Source organism: Actinomadura sp. 6N118 (genome assembly GCF_044326415.1).
Classification (GTDB): domain Bacteria; phylum Actinomycetota; class Actinomycetes; order Streptosporangiales; family Streptosporangiaceae; genus Spirillospora.
On sequence record NZ_JBIRAZ010000008.1, the window covers coordinates 145,079 to 160,004 of the forward strand.

The 14,926-nt window shown below is 69.0% G+C and carries 13 protein-coding genes; 3 read left to right on the plus strand and 10 right to left on the minus strand.

What is annotated here, in order from left to right; genetic code table 11:
- Nucleotides 1–76 precede the first annotated feature (76 nt).
- Entirely contained in the window at nucleotides 77–613 is a 537-nt protein-coding gene (pyrE, locus tag ACH34W_RS22140) for an orotate phosphoribosyltransferase (RefSeq protein WP_395962863.1), read from the minus strand.
- Between the two features lie 85 nt (nucleotides 614–698).
- Between pyrE and ACH34W_RS22145 the strand changes: the two genes are divergently transcribed.
- Entirely contained in the window at nucleotides 699–1,211 is a 513-nt protein-coding gene (locus ACH34W_RS22145) for a hypothetical protein (RefSeq protein WP_395962864.1), read from the plus strand.
- Here the strand turns inward: ACH34W_RS22145 and ACH34W_RS22150 are convergent.
- From ACH34W_RS22150 to ACH34W_RS22170, 5 genes are all read right to left on the minus strand, one after another.
- Nucleotides 1,208–1,849, minus strand: a complete 642-nt coding sequence (locus ACH34W_RS22150) for a tol-pal system YbgF family protein (protein WP_395962865.1) — start codon at nucleotides 1,847–1,849, stop codon at nucleotides 1,208–1,210. The genes ACH34W_RS22145 and ACH34W_RS22150 overlap by 4 nt on opposite strands.
- 75 nt (nucleotides 1,850–1,924) lie before the next feature.
- Entirely contained in the window at nucleotides 1,925–3,601 is a 1,677-nt protein-coding gene (locus ACH34W_RS22155; protein ID WP_395962866.1) for an NYN domain-containing protein, read from the minus strand.
- A gap of 411 nt (nucleotides 3,602–4,012) precedes the next feature.
- Nucleotides 4,013–6,478, minus strand: coding sequence for a sigma-70 family RNA polymerase sigma factor (locus tag ACH34W_RS22160; RefSeq protein ID WP_395962867.1), 2,466 nt, complete (start codon nucleotides 6,476–6,478; stop codon nucleotides 4,013–4,015).
- Between the two features lie 304 nt (nucleotides 6,479–6,782).
- Complete coding sequence (locus tag ACH34W_RS22165) at nucleotides 6,783–8,408, minus strand: alkaline phosphatase D family protein (RefSeq protein ID WP_395962868.1); 1,626 nt, start codon at nucleotides 8,406–8,408, stop codon at nucleotides 6,783–6,785.
- Nucleotides 8,409–8,507: 99 nt separating this feature from the next.
- The gene (locus ACH34W_RS22170; protein ID WP_395962869.1) at nucleotides 8,508–9,662 is read right to left on the minus strand and encodes a MalY/PatB family protein; all 1,155 of its coding nucleotides are present in this window, start codon (nucleotides 9,660–9,662) and stop codon (nucleotides 8,508–8,510) included.
- Between the two features lie 130 nt (nucleotides 9,663–9,792).
- Here ACH34W_RS22170 and ACH34W_RS22175 point away from each other — a divergent pair, with 130 nt between their 5' ends.
- Entirely contained in the window at nucleotides 9,793–10,530 is a 738-nt protein-coding gene (locus ACH34W_RS22175) for a TetR/AcrR family transcriptional regulator (RefSeq protein ID WP_395962870.1), read from the plus strand.
- A gap of 112 nt (nucleotides 10,531–10,642) precedes the next feature.
- On the opposite strand, the gene ACH34W_RS22180 is transcribed toward ACH34W_RS22175, so the two are convergent.
- From ACH34W_RS22180 to ACH34W_RS22195, 4 genes are all read right to left on the minus strand, one after another.
- Entirely contained in the window at nucleotides 10,643–12,013 is a 1,371-nt protein-coding gene (locus ACH34W_RS22180; protein WP_395962871.1) for a flotillin family protein, read from the minus strand.
- Nucleotides 12,014–12,200: 187 nt separating this feature from the next.
- Nucleotides 12,201–12,404 (minus strand): hypothetical protein, encoded by a 204-nt coding sequence (locus ACH34W_RS22185; protein ID WP_395962872.1) that lies wholly within the window; start codon nucleotides 12,402–12,404, stop codon nucleotides 12,201–12,203.
- A 169-nt stretch (nucleotides 12,405–12,573) separates the two neighbouring features.
- Nucleotides 12,574–13,284 (minus strand): hypothetical protein, encoded by a 711-nt coding sequence (locus ACH34W_RS22190; protein ID WP_395962873.1) that lies wholly within the window; start codon nucleotides 13,282–13,284, stop codon nucleotides 12,574–12,576.
- Between the two features lie 130 nt (nucleotides 13,285–13,414).
- Complete coding sequence (locus ACH34W_RS22195; RefSeq protein WP_395962874.1) at nucleotides 13,415–14,101, minus strand: lysophospholipid acyltransferase family protein; 687 nt, start codon at nucleotides 14,099–14,101, stop codon at nucleotides 13,415–13,417.
- A gap of 385 nt (nucleotides 14,102–14,486) precedes the next feature.
- Between ACH34W_RS22195 and ACH34W_RS22200 the strand changes: the two genes are divergently transcribed.
- Nucleotides 14,487–14,840, plus strand: coding sequence for an STAS domain-containing protein (locus tag ACH34W_RS22200; RefSeq protein WP_395962875.1), 354 nt, complete (start codon nucleotides 14,487–14,489; stop codon nucleotides 14,838–14,840).
- Nucleotides 14,841–14,926 lie beyond the last annotated feature (86 nt).

A 14,926-nucleotide genomic window follows, 5' to 3' on the forward strand; every position in this document is an offset into this window, starting at 1 on the left:
GATGACCGTTCGGGTTCATCGGGCGCCCCCACCGTTTCCCGCATGCCTCCGCGCGGGAGGCTGCGGCTTGGGTTGGCTAGTCGAGGCCTAGGTCGGGGACGCTGTAGGGGTGCCGGTACTCCAGGCCCTCGGCGGCGATGCGTTCGGCGGCGCCGCGTTCCAGGATGGTGGCCACGGCGACGACTTCGGCGCCGGCCTCGCGGAGCGCCTCCACGGCGGTGAGCACGGAGCCGCCTGTCGTGGAGGTGTCCTCGACGGCGAGGACGCGGCGGCCGGCCACGTCCGGGCCCTCGATCCGGCGCTGCAGCCCGTGCTGCTTGTCGGCCTTGCGGACCACGAACGCGTCCAGCTTGCGGCCACGCGCGGCGGCCGCGTGGAGCATCGCGGTCGCCACCGGGTCGGCGCCGAGTGTGAGCCCGCCGACGGCGTCGTAGTCAAGGTCGGCGGTCTCGTCCAGCATCACCCGCCCGACCAGCGGCGCGACCGCGCCGTCCAGGGTCACCCGGCGCAGGTCGACGTACCAGGACGCCCGTCTGCCCGACGACAGCACGAAGTCGCCGTGCACGACGGCCTTCTCTTGGATCTCTCTCAGCAGGTCATCACGATCGCTCACATCGAGAACCCTATTCCCGTGCTCGCGGACGGTGTCGTCCCCGGTACGGTGACTGGGCGGATCCGACCGGCAGGAAGGCACTGACGTGACCCCCGGCACGCTCGTCCTGCTGCACGCGCCGTCCAGCTCGGCCGCGGCGTGGGGCGACCTCCCCGAGATGCTTCGCTCGTACGGGATGGACGTGGTCACACCGGACGTCACCGAGAGCGGCACCCGGTACGTGGCGCGGGCGTCCCTGATCATCGCCGCGACGGCCCCGACCTCGCCTCTGGTCCTCATCGCGTACGGCGCGGCGGGCCCCCTCCTGCCCGCGGTCGCCCTGGCCCAGCGGGCCGCTCACCGCAAGGTCGGCGGATATGTCTTCATCGACGCCGAGTTGCCTCGGCCGCAACGCGAACATGACCATGAAGATCCGCCCGCCCCGGTGCCGGCGGACTGGCCCGACGCCCCGTGTGGCTATCTGCGCACGAACGGCGCAGAGCCGGACGAACACCGCCAGGCCATGCGTGAGGCGACGCTCCGGGGCTGGCCGGTGGTCGAGCACCGGCCGCCCGCGGCGGTGGCCCAGGCCCTCAGCGAGCTGATCGCGACGCTCTAGGCGTTCTTGAGGAGATCGTCCAGAAGGGCGTCGTAGTCGTCCTCAGCGCGCCCCAGGTCTATGCGGGCGCGGTAGCGGAGGCGGAGCAGGGCCTCCAGGCTGTCTTCGGCCAGGGCCACATCGTCCGGGCCAGGCGTGAAGGAGTCGGGTGCGTCATCGGGAGCCTCACCGGCGACGATGCCGGTGCCGACGGCGCGATCGCGGAGGGCGAGCACCACGTCCGCGCCGGTGGTGGCCCATTCGTGGGCTCCGGTGGCGTCACCCTGGGCAAAGAGCACCTCCGCCACCGCCCGGTAGACCTCCGGGTCACGGGGCGCGTCGGCGCGGATCTCCTCGACCAGGCGGCGCGCCTCGTCGGCGTCGCCCAGCTCGAAGAGCGCGTCGGCAAGGTACGCGCGGGGATCGCCGTAGGTCTCACCGCCGTCCTCGATGGCCTGGCGGTAGAGCTTCGCCGCCCGGTCATGATCACCCGCATGCTGCCACTGCTCACCGGCACGCAGCAGCACATTGGCACGTGACACCCCTCCGGACACCGACTCGGCGAGCTCGGAGAGCCGCCGGGCGGCCGAAATGTGATCGCCCGTGCGCAGGGTGTCGAACTCCAGATCGTCGAGATCGTCTTCCGTCACATGCGTCACGCTTCAACGCTACCCGCCGCTCGGCGGCCGAAGCGGGTGAATCACGGATGATCGTGAATTACCTACACGTACGAGCTACCGGCGCGACCGTTCGAGGGCGTCCCAGAAGCCACGGCGCAGGGCATGCCGCACTTCGTCGTGAAGCAGAAAATCAATCGGCAGCGAGGAGCCCTGGAGCAGGCGTGCCTCCAGGTCGGACGGCATGCGCGGCTTGCGGGCCAGGACCGCCTCCAGCCAGAGCGCGGGGGCGTCCCGGGCGACGGACTCACCGAAGTCCTGCCCCTCCTGGTGGGCCGCCTTGACAGCGTCTGACAGCGACGGCGCCGCCTGTTGCTGAGCGGGCAGCGGCGCGATCTGCTGGGGGCCGGTGTACGGGCCGTGCGGCTGGCTGGGCGGCGTGGAGGGCGGCGAGCTGTATTGCGGGCCCGTGCTCGAAAGCGGACCCGTGCCCGGCGCCGAGGGTGACGGCGTAGGCGTGGGCGCGGCGTGCAGGGAGCTCGACGACGGCGACTGCGTCTGCGGTGGTGCCTGTGGCGGCACGTTGGCGCCCGTCCCGGTGCTGCTGCCGAGGCCGGGCGGCATGCCTGAGCCCAGGCCGCTTGAGCCCAAGCCGTTCGAATTCAAACCGCTTGGGCTTACGCCGCCTGAGCTCAAGCCGCTTGAGTTCAGGCCTCCCGAGCCCAGGCCGTTGCCGGTGCCCAGGCCGTTGCCCGAGCCCAGACCGTTACCTGAGCCCATGCCACTGCCTGAGCCCAATCCGTTGCCTGAGCCCAGGCCATTGCCCGAGCCCATGCCACTGCCTGATCCCAGGCCATTGCCCGAGCTCATGCCACTTCCCGAGCCTAGGCCACTGCCTGAACCCAGACCGCTGCCTGAGCCGAGACCGCTGCCTGAGCCCAAACCGCTGCCTGTGAGCCCTGCGGTCGGATGCGCACCGGTCGACTGTGCGCTGTTGGACTGCGCGTTGGACGAGGGGACGCCCGTCGAACTCGGGTTGGTCGAGTGGTTGCCGGTGGACGAGCCAGACGGCAGCTGCGGCTGGCCGGTGATCGGCGACGAGGACGGCGGGCCGTTCTGCGGGCCGGCCGCCAGGCTGCCGAGCGCTCCGCCGGCGTGGGTGCCGTGCCCGTTGGACAACGGGCTCGTCGAGTAGGAGCTGCCGCTCGAGTAGGAGCCGCCGCTCGAGTAGGAGTTGCCGCCAGCCGTGTTGTCGAGGCCGGTCAGCAGATTGACGAACGGACGGAGATGGCCGGTGCCGATCTCGATCAGGTCGTCGCACTCCTGGCGCAGCACCCGGGAGATCGTCCAGTTGCCGTCGACGGCGACGTGCACGACGGTCACCCGTACTCCCAGATCCTGGGCGTCCGCGACGACCTGGGCCAGGTCCTCGTCACCGCTCACCACCACCGCGTCGGCCAGCGCGCCGTTGCGGGCCAGCGCCATCAGGTCACGGTGAATCTCGGTGTCGACACCCTCGCGGCGGCCAGGACGGATCCGGCCGAGCCGCAACTTGAGCCCCGGCAGGTCGGCCAGCGCCTCATGCTCGGGAGACCGGCGCCCCTCGACCGTTGCCTCGTACCAGTAGCAACGCAGCAGGGGCAGCCCGGTGCGCTCGCGCGCGAGGCTGCTCAGCAACTGGAGCAGCCCGCCGAAGTCCCAGGAGACGGTCTCTCGATGGCGGGTGCCGTGCACCGCCATGGCGCCGTCCGCCAGCAGGTAGCCGGCGTCTACGAACAGCGCGCAGCGATCCATGCGACACCGCCTTTCCTCAACACGGGACCTCTCCGGGTATCCACTCCACGATCAGGGTGGTGAGGGGGACCATCTTCTGGGTGGCCTGCCCTTCATGCTCTCGGGGACGTGGTCCGGCTCCTGACCCCGGGCCTCTATAGCGTAGTGAAGCCAGTTAGTCCCGTAGGCCAATACGGCGATTCGCCACTCTTTCACGAGAGTAAGCCGCGTGTAACCCCTCGACACTGCACTGCGATGTCGCGTTCTGTTCAGCGCCATCGCTTGCCGAAGGTCGACAGACGACAGCGCGGACGCTACCAGCCGTTCCGGTCTGTCCAGAATGCTTCCTCATGATCTTTACGAGAAGAATCGGTTACCCGGTTCAGCCGTGCCGGGCCGTTAAGCGCCGTACATCTGCTCGCTACCAGCGCTTCAGCTCCGCATGGGGGCGATGACCGTGACGACTCCGACCAGGTAAGCGTCCTGCTGCGTCGTCAGCCTGAGTTTTCTGGCACCGTCGAGCCGCGTCAAGAAGTAATCGACATCTATCCCGAAGGTGAGCTCCGCGCCGATGGCACCGTTCGCCGAGCCGTCGGCGACGTTGCCGGGCGAGCGGTCACCGGCCGCCGGGGTCAGCGGCCGGCCGTCAAGGAGCAGACGGTCTCCCTGAAGGCCGGCGTCGCCCTCCCATGCCACGACACCGATCCTGGCCGCCTCCGTCGTTGCGAGCAGACCGTTCACCGGCACGTCCACACGTTCGGCTGCATGCGGGCCGAGTGACCGTGCGCCGTCGAGCACCATCGCCTGCTGGTAGGGCGCCTTCGGGTGCGCCACGACGACCACCAGGCTCCAGCCCGCGTAGTGCGATGTGCCCGCCTTGGTGGGAACGTCGGCACCCCACCACTGGCCGCCGCCATGCCTGCGCACGAGCTTCGTCACGTCCGCGAACGCCTGGTAGACGCCGAAGTCCGGCATCCGTCCCCGGTCGACCTGCGCGGGCCGCACTTGCCGGTACGCACCACCCGGCGGCCGCACCTTCGCCGGACCTCCGCGACCTACACCCGACCAGTAGAGCCCTGCCCAACGCACCTTGCCGCCAGGAGGCAGCACCAACTTTGCTGCGCTCGACGCCTTGGTCGCACGCACACGGTCCAGATCGAGTGGCGCCATGTCCCACAGGTCGTTGTCGCGACGGTGCCCCTGCCTGCGCAGCGCCTTGGCGCAGCCGCGCTCCTCCTGCTCATCGCAGCTGAGCAAGGCGTTGCCCACTTGAACGACCCGCAGGTTGCCGTCGTCCGCGAACCTCGCGGGCATGCCGCCGGCGACCACCCCGTCGGTCGCACTGGCACCGGCGCGGACGTCGCCTGCCCGCAACCTGACTTGCGGAGGTTCGCTGAACGGTGCGTTCTCGCCGACATCGACGTGCAGGTAAGCCGATGTGGCAGCCCCCGCCCGCAAAGGCCCGTGTGTGCATCGCACCCGGGACGAGATGGGGCGACAATTCCAGCCGTCACCGGGAGCTTGGCGCGGCTTGAAGACGACCGCGTTGCGGCCGATCGTGCCTCCGGCGTACGTCACGCCGGACGGCAGGGCCACATCGGCAATCACGTCGCGGGACCGGCCGTCGCCCGTATTGCTCACCGACATCACGACGATGCCGGGATGCTCTCGCAGAAGAACTCCCACGGTGCCGATGCGGGCCGCGAGCCGGACGGGTGACGTCGGAGGCGGTGGCTGAGGAGCGGGCGACGGAGGCTTGGAGAAAGGTGAGGCGGGCGCCAATGGAGGTTGCCCTGGGCCCGCAGCGGAAGGCTTGGACGGCTCGGAGGCAGGGGGCTGGGCTGCTGGTGACGGCGTGCGCATCGGCCCGATCGGTTGCCCTCCGGAGACAAGGATGAGGCCGACGACGACGGCGGCGGCCACGGCGGCCGTACCTCCGGCCAGAACGTGCTGCTCGCGCTTGGGCAGATGGCGGAACCACCCGAAGACGCCACCAGCTGCGGCTCCGCCCTTCGCTACCGCCGCCAGGTAGGCAGTCGCGGCAGTACCGAGGACGAACGGGCCGAGGGCCTCGCGCAGCGCGGTGTTGATGTCGGCGAGTTCGAGGTAGATGGCATTGCAGCGGTCACACTCGTCGAGATGGCGCCCGACGGCGCGCGTCTCGCGTTTGCCCAAGCCGCCCCGTACGTAGGAACCGAGTTTGTCGAGTGCGAGCCGGCACTGGTCATCCGCGCCCTTCGCGCCGTCCGCGCCCATCGCGCCCGCCGCGGCCTTCGCGATCTCCGCGCCCGCCACCGCCTGACCAGCGCCGACAGCAGCGCTGGACGGAGTAGCCAGGTGCATCTGGAGGTACGCCTGGCGCAACCCTTCGCGAGCCCGGTAGGCGAGCGGCGCCACCCCGTTCGCCGTGAGACCGAGGAGCGGCGCGATGTCGGCGGGCTTGGCGTCCTCCACCTCGGTGTGCCACAGGACGGCCCGCCAGCGTTCGGGGAGCGACTGGTACGCCTGGACGATCATCGACCGTTCGAGGTCCTCCAGCGCAGGGTCGCTGAACGGCATGCCCGGGATGAACAACTCGATCTGGTCGGTGGATTGCAGCCGTTTCTCGCTGCGGTAACCGTCGTAGACCGTGCGGCGGACCGAGGTGAGGAGGTACGGACGGAAGCCCGACTGCGGACCGCCACCGCGGCGCAGCACATCGAGAATCTTGGTAAAGGTGTCTTGGACGGCGTCTTCGGCGCAGTCGCCTCCGGTGAGGTTGCGGGCCAGTTTGCGCGCCGCACCCAAATGCCGTTCGTACAACGTGCCGTATGCCGAGACGTCACCTTCGCGGATGCGTGCGATGAGCACCGCGTCGCTGGGCTCTGTCAGCTCCAGGTCGGACGCGGCTTCACCCACAGGAACCCCCTCTTTGCTAGCTCATTGTAATCGTTTGACCACGAGCCGTCGCGGAAGATGGTTCCGCAACCGGCGTCATGGCCAAACCGATTCGCGGGTGACAGATCCATCCAGCGCCGCCCGCACGACGAATCCCACGTGAGTCGACGGATCATCCCGGGCCAGCCGGATCACCCGGGGCCAGCCGGATCCCGGCCGCTTCACAGGGGCGTGGCCGGGATCCGCAACCCGGAAGACGCCATCGGCGCCGCGTCCCCCGGCAAAGGGGACCGGCGCCGATGGCTTAAGTTCGCTGGCTCACCCGTCAGCGGATGTCGGTGTGGCCCAACTCGGTGAGGGTGGTCTCGGTCGACGGGCTTTCCCACCGCACGTGACAGTCACGGCCCTTGAGCTCGACCGTGCAGATGGCGTTGTCGAACCAGGGGCCTTCGGTGCGCTTCCACGACAGCGGCGGCTTGGGCACCTTCGAGAGCTTGGCCAGCAGGCGGAACGGCGCCCCGGTGGCCCGCCACGAGGCGAACTTGTTCGCCATGCGGAACTTGCCGACCAGCGGATTGCGCAGCGGCGAGCACACGATCTGGGAGATCACCGACTGGGTGTGCGGGGCGGTGACCAGGGCCCGGTACGAGTAGTGGATGTCGCCGGACAGGAACGAGATCGTCGCCGGTGGCCTGCCGCGCTCCCCGTTGCCGACGGCGACCACATCCCTCGCCACCTCGCGGAACGACGTGTCGAACGCGGCCCAGTGCTCCAGGTCGGCGCCCTGCCGGAGCTTCTCGCCGAGCCGGGCGGCACGCGGCCCCCAGGCGCCCTCCGCCATCGCCTCGTTCCACCCCTCGGCATGGTGGATCGCGCGCGGCAACAGGTACGGCAGCGAACTCGCGATCAGCAAGTGGTCCAGGTCCCCCTGGCACTGCTCGTCCAGCCACTGGAACTCGCCGTCGTCGAGCATCCCCCGCCGCTCCTCGGTCAGCAGCCGTGAACAGCGGCTGTCCACGACGATCAGCCGGGTGCCGTTGAGGTCGTGCGAGTAGCTCCACCGGGTGGTCGCGGGCTCCTTGTCCGCCCGTTCTGCGAACTCGTCGAGGATCTTGCCGGCGTCGCCGCCCTCGGCGGACGCGGCCCGTACCGCCTCGTAGATCGCGTCGCTCGCGCGCTCCTCGGGCGACAGGTTGCCCAGGTGCTGGTAGATCCAGTACGAGCCGATGCCGCCGGTGATGCGGGCGCGCCACCACGGCTGGGCCCACATCTGCTGCCGCCAGGTGTACGAGGTGTTCCAGTCGTCGCGGATGTCATGGTCATCGAAGATCGTGAGTGTCGGCACCGTGGACAGGAGCCACCGCACCGCCGGATCCACGTACCAGGCCAGCTTGTAGAGGTAGGTGTACTCCTCGAAGTCGGCGAGCTCCCCGACCGGCGGCTCCCCGGGATCGCGGCGGCTCCGGATGAACGCGCGCATCTCCTCACTGAGCTCGTCGGCGTACACCTGATCACCGACCATCAGCAGCACGTTCGGCCAGTGCTCGGCGGCGTCCCCCTCGGCGAGCCGGTGCGCGTACGCGGCCAGCGCGTCGATCCCGTGCACATTCGCCTTGTCCGGCGACCGGCGGCACGAGCCGAACGAGATCCGCACCTTGCCGACCGGATCCAGCGTGCGGATCCGGCTCTGCGGGAACCGCGTCGTCTCGTCCGGCCACACGGTCTCACCGTCGATCGCCACCGAGTACGGGGTGTCCGAGCCGGGTTCGAGCCCGTCGATCTCGACGAGCGCGTAGTGATGGCCGTGCACCGTGAACGTACGGGCGGTGGCGTCGAGGCCGCGTTCCTCGTTGAAGACGCGGACCTCGCTGGGGTGATCGGCCTCCACCCACACCGTCGCCGTCCGATCTCCGACGTGACGCAGCAGGGGGCCGAGAACCAAAGCGGTCATACTCCGCATCCTTAGCGGACAGAAAGCCTTCCCGTCCATTGTTTCGAAGGTTCGCCCCCCGTACGTGACCCCGTCGCGATCAGCCCAGGGAGGGCGGGATCACTTGACGGTGTGGTGGTCTACGGCGGTCCGGAGGCGGGTGAGGATTTCTTCCAGGACAGGGCCGGCGGTGGCGAAGTTGAGGCGGGTAAAGCCTTCGCCTCCCGGGCCGAAGCTCGGGCCTGAGCTGAGCAGGACGTCGGCATTATCGAGAAAGAACGTGCTGGGATCCGTACCCAGGTCGAGCTTGCGGCAGTCCAGCCAGGCCAGGTAGGTCGCCTCGGGCACGTGATGCCGGATTGCGGCTGGCAGGCCCTCAGCGACGAGCTGGCGGTTGCGCGCCAGCGTCTGGCGGGTCTCGGACAGCCAGGCGTCGCCGCGTCCCCATGCGGCGAGGGTGGCGGCCACGCTGAGCGAGCTCACCTCTCCGAAGAGCGCGGGCGGCTGGGCGTCCAATGCCTGGCGTACGCGGGCATCGCCGATGTGGGCGACCGCGCAACGGAGTCCGGCGAGGTTGAAGGCCTTGCTGGCCGACGACAGGGTCACCGTGCGGTCCGGGCTGAGCCGGGCGAACGGGATGTGCTGATGCGGTGCGTAGGTGAGCTCGGCATGGATCTCGTCGGAGATGACGAGGAGATCATGGCGTTCAGCGATCTCCGCGATCGCGGACAGCTCCTCGCGGGTCAGCACGCGGCCGGTGGGGTTGTGCGGGTTGACCAGCACCAGGGTGCGGCAGCCCGAACGGGCGACGTCGTCCGCCAGGCGCTCGGCATCGAAGGTCCAGCCGTTCCCGTCGTCGATCATCGGGATGGGCACGAGGCGCCGGTCCATGTCGGCGAGGGTTTGCAGGAACGGCGGGTAGTTGGGCGTGTGCATCGCCACCGCGTCGCCCGGCCGGGTCGCTACGTGAAGCATGACCTGGAGCGACTGGATCAGCTCGGTATAGATGCGGATGTGGGCAGGGTCGAACGTGAGGCCGTAGAGGCGCAGCATCCGTTCGGCGAACGCCGCCCTCAACGGATGCGTCTCCGGCTGCTCGATCCATGTTGGGTAGCCGAGCACACCTCTGATGTTGTCCTCCAGCACCTCCCTGATGGGGGCGGCGACGGGGAAGTCCATGTCGGCGACCCAGGCGGGAAGCACTCCGGGCCCGACCTTGGCCCACTTCACACCCGGGCGGCTCCGGAGGGCCTCGATATCGAGATCATCGAACATGGTGCTGAATGTTTCCAGGTCACCGCCCCATTAGTCCCTTTACGGGGTGACTCCGGCGAAGTGGGATAGGCGTGCGCCCTTGCGCACAGTGTGCGCTATCCTGGGCTGAAGAAAAGTCGAGGAGGTCACCGTGCCAACTGCCGACAAGCCGATCCCTTCGGTGTGGACCCGCCCGCGCAAGCAGAAGGAACAACCGGCGTTGAGCCGGGAACGGATCGTCGCCGAGGCCGTCGCGTTGCTGGACGCCGAAGGCATCGACAACCTCAGCATGCGGAGCCTCGGCACCCGCCTCGGCGCCGGAGCCACCTCGCTCTACCGGCATGTCGCCAACAAGGACGAGCTGATCGAACTGGTCGTGGACGAGGTCTACGGCGAGCTTGAGGTCCAGAACGTCAGCGACCCCGCAGAGTGGCGCGCGGCGGTGGCCCAGAGCGCTCACAGCCTGCGGTCGATGGCCCTGCGGCACCCGTGGGTCGTCTCGGTACTCGGCCAGGTCGGGCTCGCCTATCTGGGCCCGAACATGATGAGCCTGACCGAGCGCATGCTGGCGATCTTCGAGGCGGCGGGCTTCGACCTGGTCGAGGCCGACCAGGCCATGAGCACGATGATCTCGTTCGTCATCGGCATGGTCACGAGCGAGGCCGCCTACCTCTCGGTGCTCGCGCGCAGTGGCCAGACCGAGCAGGAGTGGGTGGAGAGCCTCCGGCCCGCAGCCGAAGAGGCCACCAAGGACCACCCCCGGCTGAACGAGGGGTATGTCGCGCACCGCGACAGGGATCCCGCCGAGATCCGCGAGGAGACCTTCAACTACGGCCTCGACCGTGTCCTCGACGGGCTGGAGGTCCGGCTCAGGAACGCGAAGGGCTGACAGCCGGGCGCGAGTTCCGGTCGGCTGTCAGCCCTGATCGATCGGACGGGCCGTGGGCGGTCGTGCCCACGGCCCGGTCTAGCCGCGCCTCAAAGGCAAGCGGCAAGCGAGGTCAGGCTTCAGGAGTCTTCTTCACCGTCGAGACGGCGGAGGCCTCCTCGATGGGCTTGGGGGCGGCTCGGTTGGCCCCGTTCGCCCCGCTGGATCCGTTCGGGCCGCTCATGTTGTTGAGGAGCGTGCGGGCGACGCCCAGGCCGGTGCCGCCGAGGGTGAGCGCCTTGGCGAGCATGTCCTCGATGCCGTCGGCGCCGTTCAGGACGACCATGTTGTCGACGTTGCCGAACACCTGCGCACCGGCCTCGACGATCTGCGGCCACTGCTCGGCGAGCTGCTGCGCGATGACCGCCTCCTGGTTCACGGCCAGCGCCTCGGCGCGGGCCTTGATCGCCTCGGCCTCGGCGAGACCCTTGCGCTGGATGGCGTCGGCCTGCGCCTCACCGTGCAGGCGGGTGGCCTCGGCCTCCCGCTGCGCCCTGAGCTGGACCTCGGTGGCGGCGGCCTGCGCGTGCGCGATGCGCTCCTCACGTTCGGCCTCGGCCAGCTTCACCTGCTCGTACGCGCGGGCGTCGGCGGGCTTGCGGACTTCGCTCTCCAGGCGCTTCTCGGTGCGCTCGGCCTCCAGCTCGGCGTTGCGGGTCTCCTTGAGGATGACCTCCTGGCGGGCCTGCTGGGCGGCCTGCTGGACCTGCCCCTCGTACTCGGCCTTCTTGATCTCGGTGTCGCGGATGACGGCCGCGTTCTCCCGCAGGGCCTCCTGCTCTCGCTTGGTGGCCTCCTGGTCGCGCTCAGCCTCGGCGATGCGGGCGGACGCGGCGATCTTGGCGGCGTGCGGGCGGCCCAGGTTGGTGATGTAGCCGGTCTCGTCGTCGATCTCCTGGATCTGCAGCGAGTCGACCACCAGGCCGAGCTTGTTCATCTCCTCGGCGGCCGAGCTGCGCGTCTCGCCGGTGAGGCGCTCGCGGTTGAGGATCAGGTCCTCGACGGTCAGGTTGCCGATGATCGAACGCAGGTGGCCGGTGAACAGCTCGTGGATCGCGCCGTCCATCGAGCCCTGCTGCTCCAGGAACCGGCGGGCGGCGTTGGCGATCGAGACGAAGTCGTCACCCACCTTGTAGATGACCACGCCGCGCACCTTGACCGGGATGCCCTGCTGGGTGACGCAGCTGACCTCGAGATTGGCGGCCCGGCTGTCGAGACGCAGGCGGCGGGCGACCTGGAAGCCCGGCAGCACCGAGGTGCCCTTGCCGGTCACGATCTTGAAGCCGAGGCTGTCCACCCCGTCGATCGGCTTCGACTTGGCCCCGAGCCCAGAGATGATCAGCGCCTCGTTCGGCTCGGCCACCCGCCAGACCATCTTGAACAAGATGATGAGAAGGACGAGGGCGGCGACGGCGGCTATCGCCACCACGAAGATCAAGGGCATGGGACCTCCTACGGGACCGGGCTGGTGCGATCAGCGATGAACTGCGCGAATCGACGTCGCACAATAGACGCAGAGACCGTCGTGCCGGTTCGCATCAACGCAGGACAGCAGAATGGCCACCTGAGGCCGCCCCGCGTCATTCGACGCTACGCCGAGCCCGCCGAGCCCGGCGGGGGGCAGGCGGGGGTCAGGCGCCCAGGGCCTGCGCCACGTACACGGTGCGCGGCGGGTGATACTCGACGACCACGACGATGGTGCCGACCAGGATCTCGTCGCGGGGATCGACCGGATGGGCGTAGAACGCCTCCACCCCGCCGCGGATCGGAATCATGACCTCGCCGACCAGGCCGGGGCCGATCTTGCCGGTGACCCGGCCCTCCTTGCCGATCAAGATCTCTCCCGCTCGCTCATGTGGTCCGTCCGCAAGCCCGTACGCAGGCCCGTACGTGCCGCCGGTGTGCGGCGTCGGCGGTCCCGCAGGTGACAGGTGAACGCTATCCGTTGGACACGGCCCCTCGCGACCATGGTGGCCCCTCGTGACCCACGATCGTCAGGGATCCTCAGGGGAGGATCCGCTGTGCCTGGTCGTATGCCTGGCGGGCCAGGAGCTCGGCGTCAGCGCGGGTGGCGTTCGGGCCGTACAGGCTGACCGTGGCGAGGTAACGGCGGCCGTGCAGCACCACGTACCACGCCCTGGTGTGCGAGCTTCCCGAGACCGTCGTGATCCCGACGGTGCGCGAACCCTGGCCGATCGTGCCGGGCGGCGTCTCGACCACCTGGTGCTCAGACCACTGCGCCCCCACCCTTGTACGGAACGTCGTGCATCCGACGGGCACGCGGTTCCTGACGAGGCGTTCGGCGGTGTCCGTGGGCATCGCCACCAGCGTCTCCGTCGCGATCTGGCCGCTGCCGCGCGAGAACGTCGCGACGGCCGCCGGAAGGCCCGCATCCACGGCGCGCAGTGCACCGTTCGCAGCGCCGGCGCAGCGCGGCTTGTCCAGCCTGACCTGGCGTTGAAGTTGCGCGGAGTTCTGAACAGCCTTGAGCGCTCCGTACTCGCCGGAGTCGGGTTCGCCGGTGCGCTGGTAACCGGGCACGTCGAGGAGCAGTGCCTGCTCCAGTTGGTCGGAGGTATAGCCGGTGCCCGCCAATGCGGCCCGCCCGGTCGCCCGCACCGGCTCGAAGCGCTCGCCGTCACCGCCGCTGCAGGCGGACATCGCCGCCGTCGCCGTCAGGATTACCGCGATCGGAAGAACCCTCTGCGCCGCCATGCCGGTGACCCTAGGGGCACCCGGGTGCAAGACGGTGCAGACGACACGCCCTTGGCCCAAGTCGACCCAGACACACCACGATCGGACCGAGACGACGCGTGAAGGATCTCAACCAGCGCGGCCAGGGGCCTCAGCCAGCGGGCGGGGTGGATGCGTCGGCGCGGTCGTTGTAGACGCCGGTGTACTCCTGGCCGGAGAGCTTCTGGATCGTCTCGACGACCTCGTCGGTGATGGCCCGCCTGGCCTTGGCCGGCGCCAGGTCATCGTAGTGAGTGAAGTCCATCGGGGGGCCGATCCGCACCGTGGGGCGGGGGCCGAAGAAACGCGGCAGCGAGGCGCCGATCGGCTGGATCTTCTCGGTGCCTTCAAGCCCGACGGGCAGCACGCGCGCGCCGGACGCCAGCACCAGCCAGCCCAGGCCGGTGCGCCCGCGATAGAGCCGGCCGTCCGGGGATCGGGTGCCCTCGGGATAGACCGCGAACGCACCGCTATTGTCGAGGATGTCGACCGCCTGCTCCAGCGCGCCCATCGCGGCCCGCTGGGCACCACGCCTGACCGGCACGTGTCCGAGGTTGGTCAGGAACCAGCGGACGAAGCGCCCCTTGAGGCCGCGCCCGGTGAAGTAGTCGGCCTTGGCGATGTAGGTCACTGGGCGCGGGATGGCCAGTGGGATGATGAAGCTGTCGATGAACGACAGGTGGTTGCTGGCCACGATGATCGGACCGTAGTCCGGAACGTTCTCGCCTCCGATGACCCGGGGACGGAAAAGCACCCATAGGATCGGACGGACCACGCGGGTCATGAACGTGTAGAACACCCAGCCTCCTGAATTCGGCACCGACACTGTAACGCCCGCGCCGATCCGGGCTCCCTCCGCCATCCTTCTTTTCATCTTGACCGGATCATCATGAATGGACAACCAGCAGGTCAACAGGGTGGCGCGAAAGATATCTCACAGCAAGAACCGGCTCTGAAACCCCGGCAATATTGGACGTCTGATCCAATCCCTCCCGCCATTTCCTACCCTTGAGTAAGTTTCTCGCGCGTAGGTTTTCGAGAGCGTCCGGCCCCACGTGTCACACCCTGGGGACCTGTACCTGTTCCCCGGAAGCGCTTGGAAAGCGCCAGGGGGTGCGCAATCCTGAGGAGTCACCGGGCTGGGTCGCAGGTCCACTCCTGACTAAGGGTGTGAGGTAGGCCCCATGGACTTCGACGTGAATCTGATGCATCACGACCGCTGCACTCTCGTACGCGTGCAGGGTGAGATCGACGTGGTGTCCCGCCAGCAGTTCGAGAAGGCCCTGTTCGATGTGATCGACACCGGCGTGCCGGTGGTCGTGGACATGCGGCAGGTCACCTTCTGCGACTCGACCGGGCTGAACGCGATCGTCGCGGCCAACCGCCGGGCCGGGGAGCGCGGCACCGCCATCGCGCTGATCGCCCTGCCCGAACGTGTGCAGCGGGTGTTCCGCATCACCGGCATCGACAAGTTCGTCCCCGTCTACGAGACGCTCGGCGGCGCCCTCAACGCGCTCCCCTCCAACGCCACACCCTGACGACGGCCGACAAAACGGCCGGACGGCGGACGGCCCGACGGCCCGATGGCCGATGGCCGATGGCCGATGGCCGACAAACGGCGAAC